Annotated in this window: 20 protein-coding genes; 16 read left to right on the plus strand and 4 right to left on the minus strand. The window is 64.5% G+C overall.

Annotation, left to right across the window (positions count from 1 at the left end; genetic code table 11):
* Positions 1 to 250 precede the first annotated feature (250 nt).
* Positions 251 to 1774, minus strand: a complete 1524-nt coding sequence (locus PQQ51_RS29475; RefSeq protein ID WP_408500723.1) for a CoA-acylating methylmalonate-semialdehyde dehydrogenase — start codon at positions 1772 to 1774, stop codon at positions 251 to 253.
* 474 nt (positions 1775 to 2248) lie between these two features.
* Here PQQ51_RS29475 and PQQ51_RS29480 point away from each other — a divergent pair, with 474 nt between their 5' ends.
* On the plus strand, positions 2249 to 3592 hold the full coding sequence (locus tag PQQ51_RS29480; RefSeq protein ID WP_408500724.1) for a collagen-like triple helix repeat-containing protein: 1344 nt from the start codon (positions 2249 to 2251) through the stop codon (positions 3590 to 3592).
* A 180-nt stretch (positions 3593 to 3772) separates the two neighbouring features.
* On the opposite strand, the gene PQQ51_RS29485 is transcribed toward PQQ51_RS29480, so the two are convergent.
* Positions 3773 to 4867, minus strand: a complete 1095-nt coding sequence (locus PQQ51_RS29485; RefSeq protein ID WP_408500725.1) for a hypothetical protein — start codon at positions 4865 to 4867, stop codon at positions 3773 to 3775.
* 230 nt (positions 4868 to 5097) lie between these two features.
* Here PQQ51_RS29485 and PQQ51_RS29490 point away from each other — a divergent pair, with 230 nt between their 5' ends.
* From PQQ51_RS29490 to PQQ51_RS29500, 3 genes are all read left to right on the plus strand, one after another.
* Positions 5098 to 6003, plus strand: coding sequence for a LysR family transcriptional regulator (locus tag PQQ51_RS29490; RefSeq protein ID WP_408500726.1), 906 nt, complete (start codon positions 5098 to 5100; stop codon positions 6001 to 6003).
* A 167-nt stretch (positions 6004 to 6170) separates the two neighbouring features.
* Positions 6171 to 6848 (plus strand): HAD family hydrolase, encoded by a 678-nt coding sequence (locus PQQ51_RS29495; RefSeq protein ID WP_408500727.1) that lies wholly within the window; start codon positions 6171 to 6173, stop codon positions 6846 to 6848.
* Positions 6849 to 6852: 4 nt separating this feature from the next.
* The gene (locus PQQ51_RS29500) at positions 6853 to 7989 is read left to right on the plus strand and encodes a DSD1 family PLP-dependent enzyme (protein ID WP_408500728.1); all 1137 of its coding nucleotides are present in this window, start codon (positions 6853 to 6855) and stop codon (positions 7987 to 7989) included.
* A 23-nt stretch (positions 7990 to 8012) separates the two neighbouring features.
* Here PQQ51_RS29500 and hpaR read toward each other — a convergent pair whose 3' ends face one another.
* Positions 8013 to 8423, minus strand: coding sequence for a homoprotocatechuate degradation operon regulator HpaR (hpaR, locus tag PQQ51_RS29505; RefSeq protein ID WP_408500744.1), 411 nt, complete (start codon positions 8421 to 8423; stop codon positions 8013 to 8015).
* Between the two features lie 176 nt (positions 8424 to 8599).
* On the opposite strand from hpaR, the gene PQQ51_RS29510 reads away from it, so the two are divergent.
* The 7 genes from PQQ51_RS29510 to hpaI are packed head-to-tail and all read left to right on the plus strand — an operon-like array spanning position 8600 to position 14658.
* Complete coding sequence (locus tag PQQ51_RS29510) at positions 8600 to 9373, plus strand: fumarylacetoacetate hydrolase family protein (protein ID WP_408500729.1); 774 nt, start codon at positions 8600 to 8602, stop codon at positions 9371 to 9373.
* Positions 9370 to 10137, plus strand: coding sequence for a fumarylacetoacetate hydrolase family protein (locus tag PQQ51_RS29515; RefSeq protein ID WP_408500730.1), 768 nt, complete (start codon positions 9370 to 9372; stop codon positions 10135 to 10137). Before PQQ51_RS29510 ends, PQQ51_RS29515 begins: the two co-directional genes overlap by 4 nt.
* Before the next feature lie 40 nt (positions 10138 to 10177).
* Positions 10178 to 11635 (plus strand): 5-carboxymethyl-2-hydroxymuconate semialdehyde dehydrogenase, encoded by a 1458-nt coding sequence (gene hpaE, locus PQQ51_RS29520; protein WP_408500731.1) that lies wholly within the window; start codon positions 10178 to 10180, stop codon positions 11633 to 11635.
* A gap of 42 nt (positions 11636 to 11677) precedes the next feature.
* The gene (gene hpaD / locus PQQ51_RS29525; RefSeq protein WP_408500732.1) at positions 11678 to 12559 is read left to right on the plus strand and encodes a 3,4-dihydroxyphenylacetate 2,3-dioxygenase; all 882 of its coding nucleotides are present in this window, start codon (positions 11678 to 11680) and stop codon (positions 12557 to 12559) included.
* A gap of 14 nt (positions 12560 to 12573) precedes the next feature.
* Positions 12574 to 12972, plus strand: a complete 399-nt coding sequence (locus PQQ51_RS29530) for a 5-carboxymethyl-2-hydroxymuconate Delta-isomerase (protein WP_408500733.1) — start codon at positions 12574 to 12576, stop codon at positions 12970 to 12972.
* Between the two features lie 59 nt (positions 12973 to 13031).
* Positions 13032 to 13835, plus strand: coding sequence for a 2-oxo-hept-4-ene-1,7-dioate hydratase (gene hpaH, locus PQQ51_RS29535; RefSeq protein ID WP_408500734.1), 804 nt, complete (start codon positions 13032 to 13034; stop codon positions 13833 to 13835).
* Between the two features lie 7 nt (positions 13836 to 13842).
* A complete protein-coding gene (hpaI, locus tag PQQ51_RS29540) occupies positions 13843 to 14658 on the plus strand; it encodes a 4-hydroxy-2-oxoheptanedioate aldolase (RefSeq protein ID WP_408500735.1) in 816 nt (271 codons plus the stop codon).
* A 39-nt stretch (positions 14659 to 14697) separates the two neighbouring features.
* On the opposite strand, the gene PQQ51_RS29545 is transcribed toward hpaI, so the two are convergent.
* The gene (locus PQQ51_RS29545) at positions 14698 to 17052 is read right to left on the minus strand and encodes an EAL domain-containing protein (protein ID WP_408500745.1); all 2355 of its coding nucleotides are present in this window, start codon (positions 17050 to 17052) and stop codon (positions 14698 to 14700) included.
* 593 nt (positions 17053 to 17645) lie between these two features.
* On the opposite strand from PQQ51_RS29545, the gene bcsD reads away from it, so the two are divergent.
* From bcsD to bcsB, 5 genes are all read left to right on the plus strand, one after another.
* Positions 17646 to 18101 carry a cellulose biosynthesis protein BcsD gene (gene bcsD, locus PQQ51_RS29550; protein ID WP_408500736.1) on the plus strand — a complete coding sequence of 152 codons (456 nt, stop codon included), beginning with the start codon at positions 17646 to 17648 and terminating at the stop codon, positions 18099 to 18101.
* Between the two features lie 141 nt (positions 18102 to 18242).
* The gene (bcsP, locus tag PQQ51_RS29555; RefSeq protein WP_408500737.1) at positions 18243 to 19253 is read left to right on the plus strand and encodes a cellulose biosynthesis protein BcsP; all 1011 of its coding nucleotides are present in this window, start codon (positions 18243 to 18245) and stop codon (positions 19251 to 19253) included.
* Complete coding sequence (gene bcsQ / locus PQQ51_RS29560; protein ID WP_408500738.1) at positions 19250 to 20038, plus strand: cellulose biosynthesis protein BcsQ; 789 nt, start codon at positions 19250 to 19252, stop codon at positions 20036 to 20038. The genes bcsP and bcsQ overlap by 4 nt, the downstream gene beginning before the upstream one ends.
* Positions 20035 to 22236, plus strand: coding sequence for a UDP-forming cellulose synthase catalytic subunit (gene bcsA, locus PQQ51_RS29565; RefSeq protein WP_408500739.1), 2202 nt, complete (start codon positions 20035 to 20037; stop codon positions 22234 to 22236). The genes bcsQ and bcsA overlap by 4 nt, the downstream gene beginning before the upstream one ends.
* Positions 22237 to 22251: 15 nt before the next feature.
* A complete protein-coding gene (gene bcsB / locus PQQ51_RS29570; protein WP_408500740.1) occupies positions 22252 to 24807 on the plus strand; it encodes a cellulose biosynthesis cyclic di-GMP-binding regulatory protein BcsB in 2556 nt (851 codons plus the stop codon).
* Positions 24808 to 24817 lie beyond the last annotated feature (10 nt).

Consider the following 24817-nt stretch of genomic DNA (forward strand, 5'->3'; position numbering starts at 1 on the left):
GATTATTGATCTAATCAATGTCGATCATTCGAGGCGACTATGATCTTCTTAACCCTCACTAGTCAATCGACTAATTACTCTATATTCAGGATAATTAAACAATTTAAATTAAAAATAACAAACCTAAAATCCGATGAGATATTGAATCGACAACAGACTTCACACGTCGCCGTTAACGCAAAAAAGCCGCACCTGAATCACTCAGGTGCGGCTTTCGTGTCAGCGCTTTTCAGTGCTGGCGGCGTTCTGCCTACTTCGCCACCGGCATCGTAAACTCGGCGCCCTTCGCGATGCTATCCGGCCAGCGCTGCATGATGCTCTTGTAGCGCGTATAGAACCGCACGCCCTCTTCGCCATAAGCATGATGATCGCCGAACAGCGAGCGCTTCCAGCCGCCGAACGAATGCCATGCCATCGGCACCGGAATCGGCACGTTGATGCCGACCATCCCCACCTGAATCTGCCGGCCGAATGCGCGTGCCACGCCGCCGTCCGATGTGAACAGCGAAACGCCGTTGCCGAACTCGTGCGCGTTGATCAACGCGACCGCGCTCGCGAAATCGGGCACGCGCACCACGGCCAGCACCGGGCCGAAAATCTCTTCCTTGTAGATTTTCATATCGGTGACGACCTGATCGAACAGCGTACCGCCGATGAAGAATCCGTCTTCGCTCGCCACCGGATGCGCGCGGCCGTCGACGATCAGCTTCGCGCCTTCCGCAACGCCCGCATCGATATAACCGGTCACCTTGGCCTTATGTTCCGCGGTAACCAACGGTCCCATTTCGGCATCGAGATGCTCGCCGTTCTTGATGATCAGCGACTTCACGCGCGGCACCAGCCGCTCGATCAGTTCGTCGGCCACGTTGCCCACCGCCACGGCCACCGAAATCGCCATGCAGCGCTCGCCGGCCGAACCGTAAGCGGCGCCGATCAGCGCGTCGACAGCCTGGTCCAGATCGGCATCCGGCATCACCACCAGGTGATTCTTCGCGCCGCCCAACGCCTGCACGCGCTTGCCGCGCTTCGAGGCTTCCGTGTAGATGTATTCGGCAATCGGCGTGGAGCCGACGAACGACAGCGCCGCGACATCCGGATGTTCGATCAGCGCATCCACCGCGACCTTGTCGCCGTTCACGACGTTGAACACGCCGTCGGGCAGGCCCGCTTCCTTCAGCAATTCGGCAAGCCGCAGCGACGCGGACGGATCCCGCTCCGAAGGCTTCAGCACGAAGGTGTTGCCGCACGCGAGCGCCACCGGGAACATCCACATCGGCACCATCACCGGGAAGTTGAACGGCGTGATGCCCGCGACCACGCCGAGCGGTTGGCGCAGATTCCAGTTGTCGATACCGCCGCCGATCTGGTCGGTGAAATCGGTTTTCAGCAGATTCGGAATGCCGCACGCGAACTCGACGACTTCGATACCGCGTACTACTTCACCTTGCGCGTCGGTGAATACCTTGCCGTGTTCGCGCGTGATCAGCAGCGCCAGTTCGTCGTGATGCTTGTTGAGCAGTTCCTTGAACTTGAACAGAATGCGGGCGCGCTTGATCGGCGCAGTTTCGCTCCATGCCGGGAAAGCGCCTTTCGCAGCTTGTACCGCCGCGTCCACTTCCTCCACCGACGCGAGTGCGACCGAGCCGCTCACCTTGCCGGTGGCCGGATTGAATACGTCCTTGAAGCGGCCGCTCTGTGCCGCCACCGCCGCGCCGCCGATGTAGTGGCCCAATTGCTGGACGGTCAGCTTTGCTTGTTCGTTCACTGCATTCATCTGGTTACCTCGTATTCGGGAAAGGCAGCCGCAGCGCTCACGCAGCGACCGCTCGGCGGCAGGCTCCGTCGAGATTCGCCAACTGTATCGACGCTGCCGCGCACATTCCCGATACAGCAGAATAAAACCGCGCCTCACTGTACTGTTTTTTGCGTGGCAACTGTACTGGGGCGTTTGGCGTCGCGACGCGCCAATTGGCTTCAGGTCGGGCACGGTGGTCGACACGTGTCCAAATCCCGAGATCCGGCACGAGATAGTTAGCAAAACTATTCATACGTGTGAATGAACAAAATCCGCCAAATAACCATGATCGCCACCTCTTCATCCAACAACGCACAGTGTTCGGTCATAAATTCCGAACACGAAAATACGCGGGAAAACCCGCCTGCATTTCTCCTCGCGCCTGCCGTTGACGAACTCAGGTGCTGAAAAATTCAGCGCTTTTATAACGACACACGAGAGTTGAGGGCCGACATGAAGACTGGAACCAAAGAAGTTGCATTACGTAGCACGTTGATCGCGGCCACGACGGCCGCGGTCCTTTCTCTTGGCGCCTGTGGCGGATCCGGCGCGCTCAGTTCCGGCACGGGAAGCACGGGCAGCAACAGTAGCGACGGCGGCACGTTGACGTCGAACGGCGGCGCTGCGGGCGCGACCGCCGCCACCGGCGGATCGGGCGCTTCGCCGGACAGCTCGTCGCCGGGCGGGATCGCGGATGGCGGCACCACCACGCCCAATGCGTTGAGCCAAACCGTCGCGCAGTCCGGCAACGTCGTCACCGATACGGGCAACACCGTGTCCGGCATCGGCACCGTAATCGGCTCGCAAAACCTGCCCGTCGTCAGCCCGCAAACGACGCAGGCCGCGGCCGGCATCGTCCAGAACGTGGGCGCCGCGGTGGCCGCGCTCGGCAGCGGCGTGTCGCTCGGACTCGGCCAACTCGGCAGCGGCCCGGACGGCGTCGGCATCACGGCGGCGAGTGTCGGCGGTGCGCTGGGTTACGCCGGCCGCGCGGTCAGTGGCACAGGCACGCTCATCGGCAGTCTCGGCAGCGGCGCGCTTGCGCCGTTGGCGGTATTCACCGTCCCGGTGGGCGGCGCCGTCGACCAACTCGGCAACGTCGTGACGAACAGCAGTGGCACGCTGACCGCCGCTTTGTCGAGCGGACCGGTGCAGCAGATCACGCGCAAAGCCAGCACATCGATCGAACCGATCGAATCCGTGCTGGTGCAGACTACGCAAACTGTCGGCACCAGCACGGGCGTCGGCGCGCCCGTCAACGGCGTACTGGCTGCGGTGGGCGGGACACTCGAAAAAGGCGGCGGCACGCTCGCGGCGAACGGCAGCAATCCGGTCACGAGCGGCCTCGGCAGCGTCGTGGCCGATACCGGTAAAACAGTGGCGTCAACCGGCGGCCTGCTGACCGGCGGCGGCGGTCTGGCGACGCCGTTGTCGAACGTCGCGGGCCTCGTGGGCGGCAGCGGTGGCAGCGGCGCCGCGAACCCTGTCACGACGCTCGCCTCCGCCGTGACCAGCACGCTCGGCGGCACCTTGAGCAGCGGCACGGCGGGCGGCGGCAACGCGTTGTCTTCGCCGCTCGGCGGGTTGGTGTCGACGGTTACCGGCACGCTCGGCAACATCGCCGCACCGGCGACGCCGGGCAAAAGCGCGACAAGCGCCGGTTCGAACGTGGCCGCCGGCAATGGCGCCACGGCGGCGATCTCGGCAACGGCTGGCGGCACCAGTGCGGTCGGCGGCTTACTGTCGCCGGTGACTGGGGCAGTCGGCGGTCTGGTGGGGGGACTTACGAAGAAGTGACGCCGCGCGCCGTGACGTGGCGGCGTGAGGCAGCGCCGCCACCTGTGCGTCTCAGCACGCCGCTATCACGTCAGAGCCAGCATGATGCCGACCCGCTCGACACACACCGCCACGCACCAGATGCGGGCCGGGACTATGACCGACGCGAAAGACCCCGCAGGCTCGAAACTGCAAGCGCACTCAGCGCCAATGCTCAGTCAACTCATTGGCGAGCACCGCCTTTTCGCGGACCGTTTCCGTCCATTGCGCGCTCACACCGCTCTGCGCCTTGATGAATTTCAGCGCCGCCGAATGCACGGCGCGCATCGCGCGGCCGTCGATACCCGTCATGCGCGGCGCGCTGCGCCTGGTTTCCTCGACCAGATCGCGCGCGCTGCCGAAATCCGGCGACACACCGCTTTGCGCTTCGAACTGAGCGCGTAGTCCGGCAGCGTATTCGCGGGACTGACCGATCCGGTCCATGTCGATCAACAGATCTACATCGCCCGCCATGCGCAACGCGCCTAGCGTCCACAACGCGACGAAGGCCCGATACGCGTTATTGCCCTCCGCCGTGCGCGCGTAGTGCTCGCAGGTCATCGCATAAGCGTCGTCCGAAGCCGGCGACGCGGATGAAGGCACCGGCGGCAAACTCACGCCGCACGCTTCGATCACCTGCGTGACGAGTGGCTCGGATTGATTCAAACCCAGCACGCGAAACGGCGCCGCCACAAAAAACGGATTGCTCCACTGCTGCTTGAGCAGCCAACCGGACGCAAACTGCGACGCCGGGTTACGCAGCACCCCCACGTGCATGATGTGCGGGAACGCGTGCTTCAACCACGGAAGGCGCCCCGACGAGCGGCAGAACTTCAACGCCGGCACCCGGCCTGCGTCGACGGCATGAGCGCACAGACTCTGCAAATAGGCCTGCAATGCGGGGAATTCCGCATCCGGTTCTTTTGCGAACCGATCCGTGCCGAAACGCCTGCTGTACCCGGCAACGCCGCGCGTGCCTTCGCGCAACAATGGCCGGTACTCTTCGAAATACGGCGCGGCAAGCGGCGGATGCCCCGACGTCAGGGTCGGCGTGCAGGCGGAAACATCGGCGAGACTCAGTTCGGCGAGTACGTTGCTGAGCGGTTCATAAAAGCCTGTCACGGTATCGAGCGCGCGCAGACGCGACCACACCCACGTGCCGCCGCTGCGCCAGCCGGTATGCAGAAATATGCCCTGTTTCAAGGCGCCCCCTGACTGAACGACCGACTGACCGCTCGACGAACCCGACAACGACATTCGAACTCTCTCCAGATGAAAACTGCACCGTGCACAGCGCAACGCAAAACGAGCCACGGACGGCCGTGCAAACGCACACTGTAGCGTGTATGGCTGTCGGCCGCGTTACAGCGAGTTCATGCGGACTTGCGCGGACGCGTAAAACGCACGGGTCACGCCAGCACACGCGACTGGAACCGTCGACCCAAACACTTTAAGCTGCCGGATCCCCGACCTAAAAAACTGCTGACATGAACGACTCGGCCGACATCCGCTTCCTGCTCACCATCCGCGAGTGCGGCAGCCTGATCGGCGCTGCGCGCAAGCTCGGCCTGTCGCCGTCGGCGGTCACGCAACGGCTTCAGCAACTCGAGAAAAAGCTGGGCGCGCAACTGCTCAACCGCACTGCGCGCCGCCTGCAGTTCACCGAAGAAGGCACGCTGCTCTGCGAGCGCGGCGCCGAACTCATCGACCAATTCGATTCGCTGTTCGACGACTTGCAGGTGCGCCGCGGCGGCCTCGTGGGCACGCTGAAGATCAACGCGCCGCTCGGATTCGGCAGGCGCCATCTCGCGCCCGCGATCGCCGAGTTCCAGCAGCAGAATCCCGACGTCGACATAGCCCTCACACTCTCCGACCAGCCGTTGACCGAGACAATGGACCGCTTCGATATCGTCGTGCATATCGGCGAGCTGCCGGTATCGAACCGGATCGGCTACACGATCGCGCCGAATGCGCGCTTCGTGTGCGCGGCGCCTTCGCTGATCAAACGCGTCGGCGCGCCCGACACGCCGGATGATCTGGGCCGGCTACCGTGCATCGTGCTGCGCGAAAACAATGAAGACGTCACGCTCTGGCAGTTCAGCAAAGGCCGCACGCGTCGTGGCGTGCGGGTCGCGCCGCATCTGAGTTGCAACGACGGCGACGTGATCCGCCAGTGGGCCTGCGAAGGACGCGGCGTAATCCTGCGCTCCGAGTGGGACGTCGCCGACGACCTCGCGAAAGGCCGCCTCGTGCGCCTGTTGCCTGGCTGGAAAACGCCGGACGCCGACGTGATCGCGCTCACGCAACGTCGCACGGGATTGCCCGCGCGCACACGGCAGTTCATGCAACATTTGCAGAGCCGATTCAAACCTTCGCCACCATGGAGGAAATAAGGCGCGGATGAACCGGATACGCGACACACGACACGCGGCGCGCGGCGCGCGACAAAAACCCGCGCTGAAGATAATTCACTCAAACTGAATCTTTGAATCAACCAGCCTTAACTCCGCAGCAGGAACGAAACTCTATAATTTCGTCACCATCCACTGTGGGTTAGATCATGACATCCACCAGCGTCCCAGCCTCGTATCCCCAAGCGGTCCTCTTCGATCTGCTGACCGCACTGCTCGACTCGTGGACTTCATGGAACCGCGCTGCCGGCTCCGAACCGGCAGGCCGCGCGTGGCGCGCCGCGTATCTGCGGCTCACTTACGGCTGCGGCCGTTATGTTCCGTATGAACAATTGGTGCGCGACGCCGCGACCGAGGTCGGGCTGCCGCCCTCCGCCGCGCTAGCACTCGAAGCCGACTGGCTGCAACTCGCGCCGTGGAGCGGCGCGCGCGAAGTTCTGCGCGAACTCGCGCCGCACTGCAAGCTCGCCATCGTCACCAATTGCTCGGCGCGTCTCGGCATGCAGGCGGCGAATATTTTTCCGCTCCAGTGGGACGCGGTGATCACCGCCGAAGAAGCGGGCATGTACAAGCCGGATCCGCTGCCCTACCGCGTCGCGCTGGACCAACTCGGCGTCTCCGCGCACGAAGCCGCGTTCGTGGCCGGTTCCAGCTACGACATGTTCGGCACCGCTGCGGTCGGCTTGCGCACTTACTGGCACAATCGGATCGGACTGCCGCTCGTCGAGGGCGCGCAAGCGCCCGAAGTCGAAGCGCCCACGCTCGACGCACTCGTCCCATGGCTCAGCCGTTTCGGCTCGACGCGAAGCCTGCCTCTTTCCCGGTGAAAGCATGAAACTCGAACACATCGATACTCCCGCCGCGCTCATCGATATCGCGCGGATGCAGAAAAACATCGCGTGCATGCAGGGGCATATGAACACGCTCGGCGTCGCGTTCCGCCCGCATGTGAAAACCACCAAATGTATCGACGTGGTCCGCGCCCAACTCGCGGCAGGCGCGCGCGGCATCACGGTGTCGACGTTGAAAGAGGCGGAGGCTTTTTTCGCGGCCGGCGTGACGGACATTCTGTACGCCGTCAGCATCGTCCCGTCCAAATTGCCGCGCGCGCTCGCGCTGCTGCGCCAGGGCTGCGACCTGAAACTGGTGGTGGACAACCCGACCGCCGCTTCCGCGATCGCCGCATTTGCGGACCAGCACGACGCCAGCTTCGAAGTCTGGATCGAGGTGGACACCGACGGCCACCGCTCCGGCATCACGCCGGAACAGCACACGCTGCTCGAAGTCGGCCGGATTCTGCATGAGAACGGCGTCAAGGTGGGCGGCGTGATGACTCATGCGGGTTCCAGTTACGAACTGCACACACCGGAAGCACTGGCCGCGCTCGCCGAGCAGGAACGCGCCGGCTGCGTGCGCGCCGCGCAACGGCTACGCGACGCCGGCATTCCGTGCGTGGCCGTCAGCGTCGGTTCGACGCCTACGGCGCTCGCCGCCGAACAACTCGACGGCGTGACGGAAGTTCGCGCGGGCGTCTACGTGTTGTTCGATCTGGTCATGCACAACGTCGGCGTCTGTGCGCTCGACGATATCGCGCTCAGCGTGCTCACCACCGTGATCGGCCATCAGCCGGACAAGGGCTGGGCGATTCTCGACGCGGGCTGGATGGCGATGAGCCGCGATCGCGGCACGTCGAAGCAAGCGCACGATTTCGGTTATGGGCAGCCGTGTCTGTTGAATGGCACGCCGCTTGCCGGCTTCGTCGTGAGCGGCGCGAATCAGGAACACGGCATTCTTGCATCAGCGGACGAAAACGCGCCGCTTCAGGACATCGCGCAACGCTTTCCGATCGGCATGAAGCTGCGCATCCTGCCGAATCATGCGTGCGCAACCGGCGCGCAGTTTCCCGAATATCACGCGGTGTCGGCGAACGGTGAGAGCGTCGAGTGGCGACGTTTTCAGGGCTGGTGAACAGCCAGCCGCTCATTGCGACGTCACGCTTCTTCTTCCTCTTCCAGCCCCGCCAGCAGATCGTCGACCGCGCGATACACGCGCTCGACGATCTCCGGTCCCACCTTGCGCTCCAGTTCGCGGTAGTGCGCTTCGAGATCCTTCGAAATCACGCGCACCAATTCCACGCTCGTGTCGGTCAATGACACGAGCACGCGGCGCTGGTCTTCCGCAAAACGCTCCTTCGTCACCAGTTCCATGCTCTCCATCCGCGCGAGCACGCCGGCCATGCTCGGGCTGGAAATCGTGCAGATATCGGAGATGTGACGCGGCTCCATCGGACCATGCTCGTTGAGCGCGCGAATCACGCGCCATTGCTGCTCGGTCAGTCCGTGCGCGGTGATCAGCGGACGGAAACGCTCCATCATTTTCTCTCTGGCGCGCAGCAGCAGCATCGGCAGGTTGCGGTGCAAAACTCGGGTAGAAGCAGACATGGCGGAAGGTGAGTTGGAAAAGCAGCCGTCGAAGCTTAAGGGAAAACCCGCGATCAGCCGACAGGCTATTGACCGTGGATCATATCAAGCGCAATACTACTAACATGTTAGTGTTTTCCTCGATAAACAGCCAGATCATGTTCGCACTTGCCGATCATCTGCTTCATCCCGAAGGCGACGCGCTGCCTCGCGACGTAGACGCGCCCGCCGCTGCCGCGCTGCTTGCACGGGGCGTCGCTTGCCGTGCGCCGATCGCGGGCGCGGTCTACGGCACGCTGCTCAACGACCGCGCCGCATTGGCGGCGCTGGGCGATGCGGTGAACGCAGCGCCCTATCAGGCACCGCCGAAAGCGCCGATCCTGTATCTGAAGCCGCGCAACGCGCTCGCCGGGCACCGCGCTCGCGTGGTCGTGCCGGACGACGCGCTGGGTGTCGAAGTGGGCGCGTCGCTCGGTATCGTGATCGGCCGCACGGCAACACGGGTGAGCGTGACCCGTGCGTTCGACTACATCGCGGGCTACACGCCGGTCGCCGATTTGAGCGTGCCGCATGCAAGCGTGTATCGTCCTTCGGTGCGCTTCCGGGCACGCGACGGCTTCTGCGTAATCGGGCCCGCGCTCGTTGCGGCGCGTCATGTTGCAGCGCCCGATGACTTGCCGATTCGCGTTGCACTCGCGGGGCACGAAGTCTTCAATGCGACGACTGCATCCACGGTGCGCAACGTCGCGCAATTGATCGCGGATGTGACCGATTTCATGACACTGAGCCCCGGCGACGTGATCACACTAGGCGTGCCTCACGGTTCGCCGGTCGCGCATCGAGGCGACACCGCCACGCTGACGATCGGCAGCATGCCGCCGCTCGAAGTCTCGTTCGTCGGGGCCGGAGAACACGGCGGAGAACAGCCATGATGCGCGGCCGCGTTGCCTATGCCGGAGCGATTCACGAAGCTTGTCCTGATACAGCGGACGCGAGCGCGGTGCGACTCGCCGACGGCCGCGTGCGTCGCGAAGACGAAGTGGTATGGCTCGCCCCGCTCGAAGTCGGCACGATCTTCGCGCTCGGCCTGAATTACGCCGAGCATGCGAAGGAGTTGCAGTTCAACAAACAGCAAGAGCCTTTGGTGTTTCTCAAAGGCCCGGGCACGGTGATCGGCCATCGCGGTTTCACGCGCCGCCCCGCCGACGTCACGTTCATGCACTACGAGTGCGAGCTTGCGGTCGTGATCGGCCAAAGCGCGCGCAACGTCAGCCGCGATCAGGCGATGCGCCATGTGGCCGGCTACACGATCGCCAACGACTACACGATTCGCGACTACCTCGAAAACTACTACCGCCCCAACCTGCGCGTGAAGAATCGCGACGGCGGCACGGTGCTCGGGCCGTGGTTTGTCGATGCAGCCGATATTGAAGACGTCACGCAGCTCGAATTGCGCACCTATGTGAACGGCACGCTGCGGCAGCAAGGCAATACACGCGATCTGGTCACCGACATTCCAGCGCTGATCGAATATCTGAGCAGCTTCATGACGCTCGCGCCCGGCGACGTGATCCTGACCGGTACGCCGGAGGGCACCGTCAATGTCGATGTAGGCGACGAAGTGGTCTGCGAAATCGACGGCCTGGGCCGTCTGGTCAACACGATTGCATCGGACGCGGACTTCGGACGCGAGTGAAACGGTGCTGTTCATCGGGCATAGGGCATAGGACAACGCAATGCGAATCGAACATCTGATCGACGGAAAATCAGGCACCGCGAACGACTACTTCGAAACGGTCAATCCGGCCACGCAGGAAATACTCGCCGAAGTCGCGCGCGGCGGTGCGCAGGAAGTCGACGCGGCCGTGCGCGCCGCCAAAGCGGCATTTCCGGCATGGGCCGGCAAGCCCGCCGCCGAACGCGCGAAACTGATCCGCAAGCTCGGCGAACTGATCGCGAAGAACGTGCCGGAGATTTCGGAAACCGAGACGAAAGACACCGGCCAGACGATCTCGCAAACGCGCAAGCAACTCGTGCCGCGCGCCGCCGACAACTTCAGCTACTTCGCCGAGATGTGCACGCGCGTCGACGGTCACACGTATCCGACGGAAACTCACCTGAACTACACGCTGTTTCATCCGGTCGGCGTGTGCGCGCTGATCTCGCCGTGGAATGTGCCGTTCATGACGGCGACGTGGAAAGTGGCCCCCTGCCTCGCGTTCGGCAATACAGCCGTGCTGAAAATGAGCGAACTGTCGCCGCTTACCGCATCGATGCTCGGCAATCTCGCGCTCGAAGCGGGCATTCCGGCCGGCGTGCTGAACGTCGTCCACGGCTACGGCAAGGAGACCGGCGAGCCGCTGGTCGCGCATCCCGACGTGCACGCGGTGTCGTTCACCGGATCCACCGCGACCGGCAACCGCATCGTACAAACCGCCGGCTTGAAGAAGTTCTCGATGGAGCTCGGCGGCAAATCGCCATTCGTGATTTTCGACGACGCCGATTTCGAACGCGCACTCGACGCCGCCGTGTTCATGATCTTCTCGAACAACGGCGAACGCTGCACCGCCGGTTCGCGCATTCTGGTGCAACGCTCGATTTACGCGCGTTTTGCCGAGCGTTTCATCGAACGCGCGAAGCGTTTGACCGTGGGCGACCCGCTGGCCGACAGCACGATCGTCGGGCCGATGATCAGCCAGGGGCATCTGGCGAAAGTACGCAGCTATATCGAACTCGGCCCCAAGGAAGGTGCGACGCTCGCGTGCGGCGGACTCGATACGCCCGATCTGCCCGACGCGATGCGCAAAGGCAACTTCGTTCAGCCCACCGTGTTCGTCGACGTCGACAACCGTATGCGCATCGCGCAGGAAGAGATCTTCGGCCCGGTCGCATGCCTGATCCCATTCGACGACGAAGCCGAAGCGATCAGGCTCGCCAACGACATCTCCTATGGCCTGTCGAGCTACATCTGGACCGAGAACAGCGGCCGCGCGCTACGTGTCGCCGCCGCCGTCGAAGCGGGCATGTGCTTCGTCAACAGCCAGAACGTGCGCGATCTGCGGCAGCCGTTCGGCGGCACGAAGGCATCGGGCGTCGGCCGTGAAGGCGGCACGTGGAGCTACGAAGTGTTTCTCGAACCGAAGAATGTCTGCGTGTCGCTCGGCTCGCATCACATTCCGCGCTGGGGCGTTTGAGCCATCACGAGCCGTAAAAAGCCGCCACCACAGGAGACCGCGATGGGCAAACTCGCATTGGCAGCAAAAGTCACTCATGTCCCGTCGTTATATCTGTCCGAACTCGACGGTCCGCACAAAGGCTGCCGTCAGCCCGCGATCGACGGTCACCATGAAATCGGCCGGCGTTGCCGCGAATTGGGGGTGGATACGATCGTCGTATTCGATGTGCACTGGCTGGTGAACAGCGAATACCACATCAATTGCGCGCCGAAATTCGAAGGTGTCTACACGAGCAACGAACTGCCGCACTTCATCAAGAACATGCCGTACGCGTATCCCGGCAATGTCGGGCTCGGCGACCTGATCGCCGAAGTCGCCAATGAAATGGGCGTGAAAAGCCGCGCGCACAGCACGACCACGCTCGAACTCGAGTACGGCACGCTGGTGCCGATGCGCTATATGAATGGCGATCAGCACTTCAAAACCGTTTCGGTGGCCGGCTGGTGCATGTGGCACGACCTCGCGACGAGCGCGCGCTTCGGCCTTGCCGTGCGTCGCGCGATCGAAGAGCGTTACGACGGCACCGTCGCGATTCTCGCGAGCGGTTCGTTGAGCCACCACTTCGCGGACAACGGCACCGCCGAGCAGTTCATGCACAAGGTATGGAGCCCGTTTCTCGAACAGATGGACCGCAAGGTCGTCGACTTGTGGGAAGCGGGCGACTGGAAAACCTTCTGCGCGATGCTGCCGCTCTACAACGAAAAGTGCTGGGGCGAAGGCGGCATGCACGACACCGCAATGCTGCTCGGCGCGCTCGGCTGGGACCGTTACGACGGCAAGGTCGAAGTCGTCACGCCGTATTTCGGCAGCTCGGGCACCGGGCAGATCAACGCGATTTTCCCGGTGACGCCGCTGCCCGCCGGCATACCGGCTGAACATTGAATAAGGAGTCCACCGTGCCGCATCTGACACTCGACTACAGCGCCAACCTCGCCGACGCAAACAGCGTTGGCCGGCTGTGCAAATCGCTCGCGGACTGCCTCGCCGCCCAGCGCGAAAATGAACGACCGGTGTTCCCGCCCGGCGGCATCCGCGTGCGGGCATTGCGCTGCGACGCATACAGCATCGCCGACGGCCGCGCCGACGCCGCGTATCTGCACGCCAACCTGAAGATCGCCGCGGGCCGCTCGGACGCCGCAAAAAAAGCCACCGGCGACGCGTTGTTCGACGTGATCAAGCAGCACTTCGCGGAACAATTCGAACGGCACGGCCTCGCGTTGTCGCTGGAAATCAATGAGTTCAGCGAAACCGGCACGTGGAAGCACAACAACCTGCACGCGCGGCTGAAGGCCTAGCACGCGGACGCGGACTCAGCGATCAACGCCGCTCAAAAGCCGCTCAAAGAGAATCCAGAATGCTCGACGAACCCACCCTCCGCGATCTCGCGGCGCAGCTCGACAACGCGGAGAAAACCCGCACGCAACTGCGCCACTTCTCCGCCCAGTATCCGCAGATGACCGTGCAGGACGGCTACGCAATCCAGCGCGAGTGGGTGAAGCTCAAACTCGCTGCCGGCCATGTGATCAAGGGCCGCAAGATCGGCCTGACGTCGCGCGCGATGCAGCGCTCGTCGCAGATCGACGAACCCGACTACGCGCCGCTGCTCGACAGCATGTTCATCGAAAACGGTCAGGACATCCGCGCGGACCGCTTCATCGCGCCGCGTGTGGAAGTGGAACTGGCCTTCGTGCTGAGCAAACCGTTGAAGGGCCCAGGCGTCACGCTATTCGACGTGCTCGACGCCACCGCGTACGTGACGCCCGCCGTGGAGATCATCGACGCGCGCATCGAACAGTTCGACCGCGAGACGAAGGCGCCGCGCAAGGTGTACGACACGATCTCCGACTTCGCGGCGAACGCGGGCATCGTGCTGGGCGGCCGGCCGGTGCGGCCGCTGGACGTCGATCTTCGCTGGGTCGGCGCGTTGCTCTACAAGAACGGCGCGGTCGAAGAAAGCGGTCTCGCCGCGGCGGTGCTGAATCATCCGGCGAACGGCGTCGCATGGCTCGCGAACAAGATCGCCCCGTACGACGAAGCGCTGAACGCAAACGACGTGATCCTGAGCGGCTCGTTCACGAGCCCGATTGCGGCACGCGCGGGCGATACGTTTCATGTCGACTACGGGCCGCTGGGCGGCATCGGTTTGAACTTCATCTGAGCGCAACGTGACGACACTTCCACGCAACACCTTCAAGCACGCATTGAGCGACGGCAAGCCGCAATTCGGCTTATGGGCGGCGCTCGCCGACGCCTATGTGACCGAGTTGCTGGCAACCGCCGGCTTCGACTGGCTGCTGATCGACAACGAACACGCGCCGAACGACGTGCGCAGCACGCTCGTGCAATTGCAGGCCGTGGCCGCTTACGCATCGCATCCGGTGGTGCGGCCGGTGCGCAGCGACACCGCGCTGATCAAGCAGTTGCTGGATATCGGCGCGCAAACGCTGCTGCTGCCGATGATCGATACGGCCGCCCAGGCCGAGGAAGCCGTCGCCGCGACACGCTACCCGCCGCAGGGGATTCGCGGCGTGGGCAGCGCGTTGGCGCGCGCATCCCGCTGGAACCGGATTCCGGACTATCTGAGCGAAGCGGCGCAAGAACTGTGTGTGCTGGTGCAGGTGGAGACCACGCAGGGGATGGAGAATCTGCCGTCGATTGCCGCCGTCGACGGGGTAGACGGCGTGTTCTTCGGGCCCGCTGACCTGAGCGCTTCGATGGGTCTGCTCGGCAAGCCGGGCGACCCGCGCGTGCGCGACGCGATCCGCGCCGGCATCCAGACCGTTCGCGCGGCAGGCAAGGCAGCGGGTGTGCTCGCGCCGGATCGGGAAATCGCCGAAGGGTATCTCGCGGCGGGCGCGACCTTCGTCGCGGTCGGCACCGACACGGGACTATTGAGCCGGGCGGCGGCGGATCTGGCGGCGTCGTATAAAGACAAAGCGGCGGCGGCAACGGCCGCAAAAAACGCAAAAGGCGGCTACTAAACCACCCGGCATTCCCGGTCGGCTAGCAAAAAAGCAAGCTCAATCCCCCGCCGGCCACGGCAAACCGGCCACCGACCAATCCAGCTCCACTCCCACGACCGCGCGCCCGTCGCCGAGCTGGATCGCCAGCGTCACGGCGATGCAAGGCCGCCCGCTGGCGAGCGACAGATAAGGGTTGCTGGTCACCGGCACGCCGGGCAGCAGAACGGCATTGCGAAAATACGGCCGATGGTCCCAGCGCGCATCGCGTGGATTCGCGACGGGTTGCAGCGAAGCGCCGTCTTTGGTCCACGCCGGGCCGGGCACCTCGGGACCGACCTGTCGCCCCGAATCGTCGAGAATGAAGCAACTGATGGACCGTCCGAACGCGGCCAGCGAAGCGAACGCGTCAGCCGGCGGCACGCCGCGCTGCAAGGCGTCCGCCGCCAGCCGCAAGCCCACCCGGTAAGGCTCCACTTCGGACTCGAACACCGCATGCTGATGCGCGCGCCCTTGCGCGATCACGTCGAATGCGTCGTCGATACGCTGCTGCACGGACTCCGGCGGTGCGATCTCCGCGGCCGGGCGGCCGAGCAGATAACCCTGCGCGAAATCCACATTCGATTCCACCGCGAGGATCAGTTCCTCCGTGGTCTCCACACCCTCCACCACCACCAGCATCCCCGCCTGATGCAGCAAGGAGACGAGCTTCGGCAGGATCGGCTGTTCGGAGCACGGGCTGGTCGCGCGGATCAGTTCGCCGTCGAGCTTCACGATGTCCGGCCGGATCCGCAGCAGGCGGTCGAGATTCGACTGACCCGCGCCGAAATCGTCGACGGCGATCAGGAAGCCGTGCTCGCGGTACAGCGCCGCCGCTTGCGACATGTCGTCGACACTGCCGCCATGCGACTCGAGAATCTCCAGAATCACGCGTTCGGGTTCGAGCCCGACCTTGCGGACGATCGCGGCGAGTTGATCCGCGTAACCCGCGGCCACGAAGGTGGCGGGCAGAATGTTGAGGAACAGCCACGCGTCGGCGGGCAGCAGTCTGCGCGCATTGCCGAGATGCACCGCGTGACTGACACGGTCGAGCGCGCCTTCGTCGCTCGACGGCTTCGGCGCGAACAGCACCATCGGCGGCACCAGCGAGCCGTCGTCCTGCTCGCCGCGCAACAGCGCCTCGAAGCCCACCTGCTTCTGATGCGACAGGCTATACAGCGGCTGAAAATGCGAGGTCAGGTAGTAGTCGTCCCAGCGATGCCGCGCAGTGGTCGCGTTTTCGGCGAGCCCTTCGGCGGATGCCTCGCCGGACACGCCGTCCGCCAGCAGGCGCAGCGCGTCGGCCGGCAGCGCACGCTCGGCGCACACACGGTTGCGTCCGCTGTGCTTGGCGCGCAGCAGCGCTTCGTCGGCGCGATCGAGCAGCACCATGATGTTCTCGCCGCCGCGATGCTCGGCCACTCCGAAACTCGCGGTCATGAAACCGTCCGGCCGCGCGATCGCGGCAATCGCGCCGCGCAACCGCTCGGCCAGGTCGAGCGCGCCGCTCAGTCCGTCGTGCAACAGCACGGCGAATTCCTCGCCGCCGATGCGGCTCACGCTGTCCTCCGCACTGGCCTCCTCCATCAACGCCTGGGCGATCTCGTACAACGCGCGGTCGCCGACCGCATGGCCGAAACGGTCGTTCAGCGATTTGAAGTTGTCGATATCGAGAAAGATCGCGCTGACCCGGGCGTCGGGCGTCATGGTCTCGAGGCGCCGCTCGGCCTGCTTGACGAACGAACGGCGGTTTTGCAGACCCGTGAGCGGATCCGTCGCGGCCAGTTGCGCCAGTTGGCTTTCGAGCAAAAAGTGGTTGCGCCGGAAACCGTAGAAGCCGAAGTGAAATACCGCGGAGGTCGGCATCCCGATCGCCGCGATCCACATCCACACGACCACGTCGATATCGTGCGGATGCGGCGCGCCGAACAGCAAGCCGAGCGCGGCCGCATAAAAGAGCGCGCTGCCGACGAAATAATGCGTCGGCGTGAGCCATAGCGGCGCCGCGCAGATCGGCACGACCACGACGGCCGGTAATGCCCACAGCAACGGCTGCTCGACGCCTTGAATATTCAGCGCGAGGCCGCCCACCATCACCAGCGAATACGCGACGCCGATCGCGCCGAACGTCCACGTCGACTTCGCGTGCGGAATCGCCAGCACCAGCAGCGCGAGCACCAGCGCGCAGGCGAGCCGGTACGCGAGTGGCGCCGCCGGTCCGGCGACGAGATTGCGCGCCCCCACGAAGCACAGGAACGCGACGACCGTAAACGCCATCGTCACCGTCGACAGCGGACGTTGGTGCTCCAGCGAGCGTTGGTGAAAACGATCTCGCAAACCAGGATCGGACTGTTGCTTCGTTGTAGTGGAAAACATAGGGATAGTTATCACGGGCTGGTTCCGGCCACTCGGCCCATGTATAACGGCAACCGTCAGACAAATATTGATGCCTTGCACGCAAATAGCGCCTGCGCAGGCCGCGCGCCGGGGTCCAGGACTGGCGCGGCGGGTGTCCGACTTCTCGCGCAGGAATAATCGGTAAGAATTGGCCGGTGCTTTGCGCGCTGCAAAATGCGAATCGCATCTCCGCGAAATTCGAACCGTTGCATTTACGACGAATTGAAAACGCTAAAAGCTTTTGCAAAACACGGCCTTATTCCGACCGGCGCAAACGTTTATCCGCCACGCATCAACGGTTGCCCGCCGGCTCTCTGTTTCAATCAGAAAAAATTACGGGCGCGCGGTGCATCCAGATTAAACGTTTGCACGTATAAACCAGACGAATCGGAAGTGGCTAAAACTTAATCTCTTAAGTAGACTCCTCCAAAGTGTGACGGAGACACTAGACAGCATCGGTAAAAGCAACCTCGGGGCGCGTGCAATGCGCGTCCTCCCGTAACACCGTTATTGCATCCGGCCGTTTTGCGCCCGCCTCAGCAGGCTGACGCAACGACCATTTCCTGGAAAACATGGTCCCAACTCTCGATTACCTGCTTGAACGCCAGATCTCGCCACAATGGCGAGGCATGCTCACTGCATTGGCAACCGAATTCGAAGCGCAGATCGGCCACGACGAATTGCGCCAGTTGATGTATCGCGTCGGCAGCCGCTTTGCAGCCGCGCATCCGCTGCCGGCCTGCGGCTCCACGGCCGAACTTGCACACGCATTGAACCTGGTCTGGCACGAGTCGGACTGGGGTTACGTCGAACTCGCCGATGAAGCCGACAGCCTGCGCATCGCCCATTACTGCGCGCCGCTGCGCGCATTCGGCGACACCGCGCTCGGATGGACGCCGGCGTTCCTCGAAGGGGTCTATCAAACGTGGTTGAGCGCGCTCGGCGCGCAAGGCCTGTCGGTCGCGCAGACGAGCGAGTTCGGCGCGGATACCGCGATCGAATTCCGGCTGGGCCGGCACGGCGTTTGACACGTATCGGACAAGTACACGTATCAGGCAGTAGAGGAACGCGCCAGACCGGTGCGCGTGCAGTGCCAGGACCCGTGTGACAGCGCCGCGAGCGGTTAGAGGAATCGGGGCAAAGCAAGCCATGTACAAGACGGCGGCATTATGAGTTCATCGAAAGACATCGAAAAACTATTCGATCATTTTGGCGGGGACGCCAGCGCCTACCAGGAGATCGGCCGGGCGAACGAAGCGCGCACGGCGCGCACTCGCTGGCCGTTGCTGGTCACGCTGGATCTGACACAGCCCACGATTCCCGCTATCGGCGAGCGTCGCGAGCCCGCGCACGAGACGCAGGTCAGCGACGCGGCAGCAGCGTTGGCGGCCGGGCGTGAGGACACGACGCCCAAAGACGCCGCTTCGGTGACGCGCGCGAAGGCGCCGTTGTTCACGCGCTCGCCGCGCCGCGACATTCCGCCGGTCGTCGCGCCGGCTCAGCCGAATGCGCCGGGCGCACCGCGCGGCGCGTCGCGCTTCGGCGCGTTCGTCGCTGCGGGTGCTGCGGGTGCTGCGGGTGCTGCGGGTGCTGCGGGTGCTGCGGGTGCTGCGGGTGCCGCCGATGCCCCACCGGTCAAGCCAGTGCCGCCGATCACGCCTATTGCGGCGACCACATCAACGGCCGACGCTCCACCGACGATTCCGCCGCTTCAACACCGCGCGTCGGCCATACAAGCCACCGCAGCCCCAGCAGCCATACCGCCGCAAGCCGGCCCCTCTGCATTCGCGGCAAGCATTCCAGCCATCCCGCCGCGCGCGAGCACGCCCGCTTCGGCGCCGGCTCCGACATGGGCGCAAACACCGGCTCGCCCGGCCGCCTATGCCCCCGCGTCCGCTGCACCGGCAACCGCTCCCGCACCGTCGAGCCTCGCGCAACCCACGTCGATACTCGGCAAACTGTTCGCCCCGGCTGCCGCGCCCGTTCCCGCACCGCAAGCCGCAGAAGCCTCAGGCGACTCCGCGCCGCTGCATTCGGTCTTCGACCGTCTGCGCGGCACAGCGGGCCAAACCCCGGGTCAAACCCCTGCTCAAACGGCGGCCGCGCCGGCAAGCGCTCCGCGCGCCGCCGCCCCGGCCGCCTCCAATTCGTGGCTGGTCAACGGCCCTCGTCGCTCATGAAAGTCATCGCGGTGGTGTCCGCCAAAGGCGGGGTCGGTAAAACCACCCTCGCCGCCAATCTCGCCTCCGTGCTGGCCGCCAGCGGCCGGCGCGTGATCGCGCTCGACCTCGACCCGCAGAACGCGCTGCGCCTGCACTTCGGCGTGCCGCTCGACAGCATCGACGGTTTGTCGCGCGCGACGCTGTCCGGCGACGCGTGGCAATCGGTGATGTTCGACGGCGTCGACGGTGTCACGGTGCTGCCCTACGGCGCGGTGCTCGAAGACGACCGCCGCCGCTTCGAGGCCTATATCGACCAGGAACCGATGTGGCTCGCCCACTCGCTGCAGACGCTGCGCCTCGACGCGTCCGACATCGTCATCATCGACACGCCGCCGGGTTCGTCCGCGTATGTGCGCACCGCGTTGTGCGCGGCCACCTTCGCGCTGAACGTGGTGCTCGCCGACGCCGCCTCTTACGCGGCGATTCCGCAAATGGAGCGGATGATCGACGCGTACGCGGCGCCGCGCCCCGAGTTCGGCGGGGTCGGCTATGTGATCAACCAGATCGACCAGTCGCGCCAGTTGACCAAAGACGTGTTGAAGGTTCTGCGCCAGATGCTCGGCAACCGCGCGTTCCCGGGCGTGATTCATCTCGATGAAGGCGTGAGCGAAGCGCTCGCCTGCGACACCACGCTGATTCACTACGATCCACTCAGCCAGGCCGCCGCGGATTTGCGCACGTGCGGCAACTGGCTGATGGCGGCGGTCGATGCGATCGCCGTCTCGCCGAGGAACGTCGCATGAGCACGCAACCGCAAGGTCTCGAAGGCGCGGAGCTGTCGCGGCTCGAACGCTTCGTCGACGCGCGCTTCTGGAATAGCCGCGTGGTCACGGTCCTCGTCACGCTGTTCGCGCTGTCGATGCTGTACTTCGTGTTCACGGTGCCGCTCGCGTTCTACGAGCAACTGACGTTCGCGACCTGCTGCTTCCTCGTCGCACTGTGGTTCCGCCGCATGCCCGGCCGTTACCCGACGATGGTGATGATCATGCTGTCGGTGGTCACTTCGGGGCGCTACATGTACTGGCGGCTCACCGCCACCACTTACTGGGAGCATCCGCTCGACGCCGCGTGGGGTCTGCTGCTCGTATCCGCCGAGGTCTACTCGACCATCGTGCTGATGCTCGGCTACTTCCAGACTGCATGGCCGCTCAAGCGCACGCCGATGCCGCTGCCGGCCTCGCGCGACAAATGGCCGACCGTCGACGTGTTCATCCCGACGTACAACGAACCGCTCTCGGTGGTGAAGCCGACCATTTTCGCGGCGCTCGCGCTCGACTATCCGGCCGAGAAAATCTCGATCCACGTGCTCGACGACGGCCGCCGCCCCGAGTTCAAGGCGTTCTGCGAAGAGGTCGGCGTCAACTGGACGATCCGCACGCACAACCGCCACGCGAAGGCCGGCAACATCAACGAGGCGCTGAAGATCACGCAAGGCGAGTACCTCGCGATCTTCGACTGCGATCACATTCCGACCCGCTCGTTCCTGCAGATCGGCCTCGGCTGGTTCCTGCGCGACAAGCTGCTGTCGATGCTGCAAACGCCGCACCACTTCTTCTCCGCCGATCCGTTCGAGCGCAACCTCGGCACCTTCCGCAAGGTGCCGAACGAAGGCGAACTGTTCTACGGCCTCGTGCAGGACGGCAACGATCTGTGGAACGCGACCTTCTTCTGCGGCTCGTGCGCGATCTTGCGCCGGACCATGGTCGAGGAGATCGGCGGCATTGCAGTGGAGACCGTGACCGAAGACGCGCATACCGCGCTGAAGCTGCACCGGCTCGGCTACACCACCGCGTATCTGGCGATCCCGCAGGCCGCCGGGCTCGCGACCGAAAGCCTGTCCGGCCACATCGGCCAGCGGATTCGCTGGGCGCGCGGGATGACGCAGATTTTCCGGATCGACAATCCGCTCGCCGGCAAGGGGCTGAAGCTCGGCCAGCGGCTCTGCTATCTGAACGCGATGATGCACTTCTTCTACGGCATCCCGCGTCTCGTGTTTCTTACCGCGCCGCTGTCGTATCTGTTCTTCAACGCGCACGTGATCGAAGCCGCCGCCAGCACGATCGCGATCTACGCATTGCCGCACATGATGCACGCGAGCATCACCAACTCGCGGATGCAGCGCTCGTTCCGCCATTCGTTCTGGGCCGAAGTGTACGAGTCGGTGCTGGCGTCGTACATCACCGCGCCGACGCTGCTCGCGCTGATCAACCCGAAGCTCGGCAAGTTCAACGTGACGGCCAAGGGCGGCCAGATCGAGAAGAACTATTTCGACTGGGCGATCTCGCGGCCGTATCTGTTCCTGCTGTTGCTGAACCTGATCGGCTTCGTGGTGGGGATCGTGCACATCTATCTGAACTGGCACATCCGCAGCGTGGTGAACACGACGATCCTGAACCTCGGCTGGACCGTCTACAACATGCTGATCCTCGGTGCGAGCGTGGCCGCCGCAAGCGAGCGCCGGCAGATTCGCGCGGTGCACCGCGTGGCGATGCAGATGCCCGTGATGCTGAAGTTCTCGACCGGCCGCACGCTCGCGTGCGAGACCATCGACTACTCGGAAGGCGGCGTCGGCGTGGCGCTGCCCGGCAAGATCGAAGTGCCGATGCACGAGAACGTGACCGTGTCGCTGTTTCGCGGCGACGAGGAATACGCGTTCCCCGCGACCGTCGGCTTCACCGCACCGGGCCGCGTGGGCCTGCGCTTCTCGGCGCTCACGCGCGAGCAGGAATACGAGTTCGTCAAGACCACGTTCGCGCGAGCCGACGCGTGGACCGGCTGGGCCGAAGGGCGTCAGCAGGACACGCCGCTGCGGGGCCTGTCGCACGTGTTGACGGTCGGCGCGCGCGGCATCGTGGGTCTGTTCGAGCATCTTTATGCCGACCTTCGCAGCTCGATGAAAAGCCGTCCGGTGGACGTCAAGAAGCTAAAAACCAAAGACTGATCTAAGGGCAACAGGATGGCGAAGGGATATATCGAACGCTCGAATCACGAGCGCACGGAGACGGGGTCGAACGCGCGCCGCTCGCGGGGTCCCGCTTCACGCAGGCTGATGCGCGGCCTCGCCTGCTGGCTCGCGCTACAGACCGCATTGGCGGCGCCGCTCGCGTCGGCCGCTGAAGCCGTGGCGGCTGCGAGCGGCGCAAGCCCGGCGGCAGGCGCGCGGGCAAGCACGGCAACCGATGCCGCAACCCGCGCGACGACCGGCGTAGCGACTGGCGTAGGCAGTGTGCCCGCGCCGAGCCCCGCTGTGCTGCTCGATCCGAACGCAATCCAGCAGGCGCCGCTCGCGACGCCGACGCCCGCGCTCGCCGCTTCGTCGGTGAAAGCACTGGGCATCCGGACGCCGACCACCGCCGAACCGGGCACGCTGGTGCCGGGCGGCCGCCGTCAGACGCTCACCTTCGCCGACCTCGGCGCGCTCGATCCGCTGCAACTGCGCGGCACCGACGGCCAGAACGGCGTCGCGTTTTCCGTGCGCGGCGACGAAGTGGTGACGGGTGCGGTACTGCATCTGATCTACAGCTACTCGCCTGCGTTGCTCGGCAATCTGTCGCAACTCAAGGTGCTGGTGAACGGCGAAGTCGCCGCCACGCTGCCCGTGCCGCACGAGCAGGCCGGCATGCTGGTGGCGCGCGACGTGTCGATCGATCCGCGCTTCATCACCGAGTTCAACCATCTGAACGTGCAGTTGATCGGCCATTACACGACGAGTTGCGAAGACCCGGCGAATTCGTCGCTGTGGGCGACCGTCAGCAATGCGAGTTCGCTGGATCTGACCTACGCGTCGCTCGCGAGCAAGCCGGACCTCGCCGCACTGCCGCAACCGTTCTTCGACCGCCGCGACGTGCGGCGCCTCGAACTGCCGTTCGTGTTCCCGCAGAAGCCGAGTGCCACCACGCTCGAAGCGGGCGGGATCGTCGCGTCCTGGTTCGGCGCGCTCGCCGGCTATCGCGGCGCGCTGTTTCCGGCGCAACTGGACAACGCGCCGTTGTCGGGCAATGCCGTGGTATTCGCGACGAACGATCAGCGTCCGGCCGGCGTGACGATTCCCGCGATCTCCGGCCCGACGATTGCCGTCGTCGATCGCGATGCGCCGGCGCGCGGCAAGCTGCTGCTCGTGCTCGGCCGCACCGACGCCGAACTGAAGACCGCCGCGCGAGCACTCGGCATCGGCCAGAACACGTTGAGCGGCCCGAGCGCGACGATCACACAACTGAACGAACTGACGAAGCGCGCGCCGTACGACGCGCCGAACTGGCTGCCGACCAATCGCGCGGTGCGTTTCGGCGAACTGGCCGACGCACGCGACCTGACCGTGTCCGGTTACGACGCCGACGCCGTGCACGTGAATCTGCGCGTGCCGCCCGATCTGTTCATGTGGCACACCAAGGGCGCGCCGATCGATCTGCGCTACCGCTACACGGTGCGTCCGTTGCGCGACCGTTCGTCGCTGAATGTGAGCGTGAACAACGGCTTCGTGCAGTCGCTGCCGATTCCGGCCGAGTCGGCCTCGGTGTTCGAGCTGAGCCATTATTTCGCACGCGTGCTGCCGGACAGGACAGCCGAAGCGCGCCGCACCGTGTACATTCCGCCGCTGCTGCTGACGCCGCGCACGCAGGTGCGTCTGCACTTCTACTACGACATTCCGAATACCGGCGAATGCCACGGGCGTCTGCTCGACAACGTGGTCGGCGCGATCGACCCGAACACCACGATCGATCTGTCGGATTTCCCGCACTACATGGCGCTGCCCGATCTGGCCGCGTTCGCCAACAGCGGCTTCCCGTTCACGCGCATGGCGGACCTTTCCGAGACCGCCGTGGTCCTGCCGAACGACGCCGATTCGAGCGACTACAGCCTGTATCTGCTGACGATGGGCCGCATGGGCGCGTCGACCGGTTATCCGGTGATGGGCGTGACGGTCGGCGCCTCCGACGACGTCGACAAATACGCCGACAAGGATCTGCTGATCTTCGGCGCGCCGGGCAAGCAGCCGCTGCTGCAACGCTGGGCCAAGTCGATGCCGTTTTCGAGCGACGGCGACTCGCGCACCTTCCAGCTGTCCGACATCGTCTTCAAGCTCGAAGACTGGTGGCATGGCGAACGCGGCGTCGAGCGCACGCCCGCGCGTGCCGACCTGACGCTCGTGAGTTCGAACGGCGACGCGCTGCTGACCGGCTTCGAATCGCCGCTGCAAAAGAATCGCAGCGCGGTCGCGCTGGTGAGCGCGGCCGGCCAGTCGGACGCCGATCTGTCCACCGCACTGCTCGATGCCGACGTGCTGCCGCAGATTCAAGGCGCGATGGCCGTGATTCACGGCCGCAACGTGACCATCACGTCGAACGGCGACGCGTATTATGTCGGCCATTTGTCGCCGCAGGAGTATCTGCGCTGGGCGCTGTCGTCGCATCCGCTGCTGCTGATGCTGGGCGGCGTGCTGGCTGCGCTGATCATCGCGGGTCTGTTCTACCGGACGCTGCGCTCGATCGCCGCGCGCCGCCTGAAGGACTAACAGGATTGAT

The sequence above is a fragment of the Paraburkholderia xenovorans genome, assembly GCF_046030735.1.
GTDB classification, from domain to species: domain Bacteria; phylum Pseudomonadota; class Gammaproteobacteria; order Burkholderiales; family Burkholderiaceae; genus Paraburkholderia; species Paraburkholderia xenovorans_A.

What these genes read in the sequence shown, in the direction of transcription:
- hpaH (WP_408500734.1), top strand. Translation starts at nt 13,032, where the DNA reads ATGCTCGACGAACCCACCCTCCGCGATCTCGCGGCGCAGCTCGACAAC.
- bcsQ (WP_408500738.1), top strand. Translation starts at nt 19,250, where the DNA reads ATGAAAGTCATCGCGGTGGTGTCCGCCAAAGGCGGGGTCGGTAAAACC.
- PQQ51_RS29485 (WP_408500725.1), bottom strand. Translation starts at nt 4,867, where the DNA reads ATGTCGTTGTCGGGTTCGTCGAGCGGTCAGTCGGTCGTTCAGTCAGGG.
- hpaR (WP_408500744.1), bottom strand. Translation starts at nt 8,423, where the DNA reads ATGCTGCTGCTGCGCGCCAGAGAGAAAATGATGGAGCGTTTCCGTCCG.
- PQQ51_RS29480 (WP_408500724.1), top strand. Translation starts at nt 2,249, where the DNA reads ATGAAGACTGGAACCAAAGAAGTTGCATTACGTAGCACGTTGATCGCG.
- PQQ51_RS29490 (WP_408500726.1), top strand. Translation starts at nt 5,098, where the DNA reads ATGAACGACTCGGCCGACATCCGCTTCCTGCTCACCATCCGCGAGTGC.
- hpaD (WP_408500732.1), top strand. Translation starts at nt 11,678, where the DNA reads ATGGGCAAACTCGCATTGGCAGCAAAAGTCACTCATGTCCCGTCGTTA.
- PQQ51_RS29475 (WP_408500723.1), bottom strand. Translation starts at nt 1,774, where the DNA reads ATGAATGCAGTGAACGAACAAGCAAAGCTGACCGTCCAGCAATTGGGC.
- PQQ51_RS29545 (WP_408500745.1), bottom strand. Translation starts at nt 17,052, where the DNA reads ATGTTTTCCACTACAACGAAGCAACAGTCCGATCCTGGTTTGCGAGAT.
- PQQ51_RS29495 (WP_408500727.1), top strand. Translation starts at nt 6,171, where the DNA reads ATGACATCCACCAGCGTCCCAGCCTCGTATCCCCAAGCGGTCCTCTTC.
- bcsB (WP_408500740.1), top strand. Translation starts at nt 22,252, where the DNA reads ATGGCGAAGGGATATATCGAACGCTCGAATCACGAGCGCACGGAGACG.
- bcsP (WP_408500737.1), top strand. Translation starts at nt 18,243, where the DNA reads ATGAGTTCATCGAAAGACATCGAAAAACTATTCGATCATTTTGGCGGG.
- hpaE (WP_408500731.1), top strand. Translation starts at nt 10,178, where the DNA reads ATGCGAATCGAACATCTGATCGACGGAAAATCAGGCACCGCGAACGAC.
- PQQ51_RS29500 (WP_408500728.1), top strand. Translation starts at nt 6,853, where the DNA reads ATGAAACTCGAACACATCGATACTCCCGCCGCGCTCATCGATATCGCG.
- bcsD (WP_408500736.1), top strand. Translation starts at nt 17,646, where the DNA reads ATGGTCCCAACTCTCGATTACCTGCTTGAACGCCAGATCTCGCCACAA.
- bcsA (WP_408500739.1), top strand. Translation starts at nt 20,035, where the DNA reads ATGAGCACGCAACCGCAAGGTCTCGAAGGCGCGGAGCTGTCGCGGCTC.
- PQQ51_RS29510 (WP_408500729.1), top strand. Translation starts at nt 8,600, where the DNA reads ATGTTCGCACTTGCCGATCATCTGCTTCATCCCGAAGGCGACGCGCTG.
- PQQ51_RS29515 (WP_408500730.1), top strand. Translation starts at nt 9,370, where the DNA reads ATGATGCGCGGCCGCGTTGCCTATGCCGGAGCGATTCACGAAGCTTGT.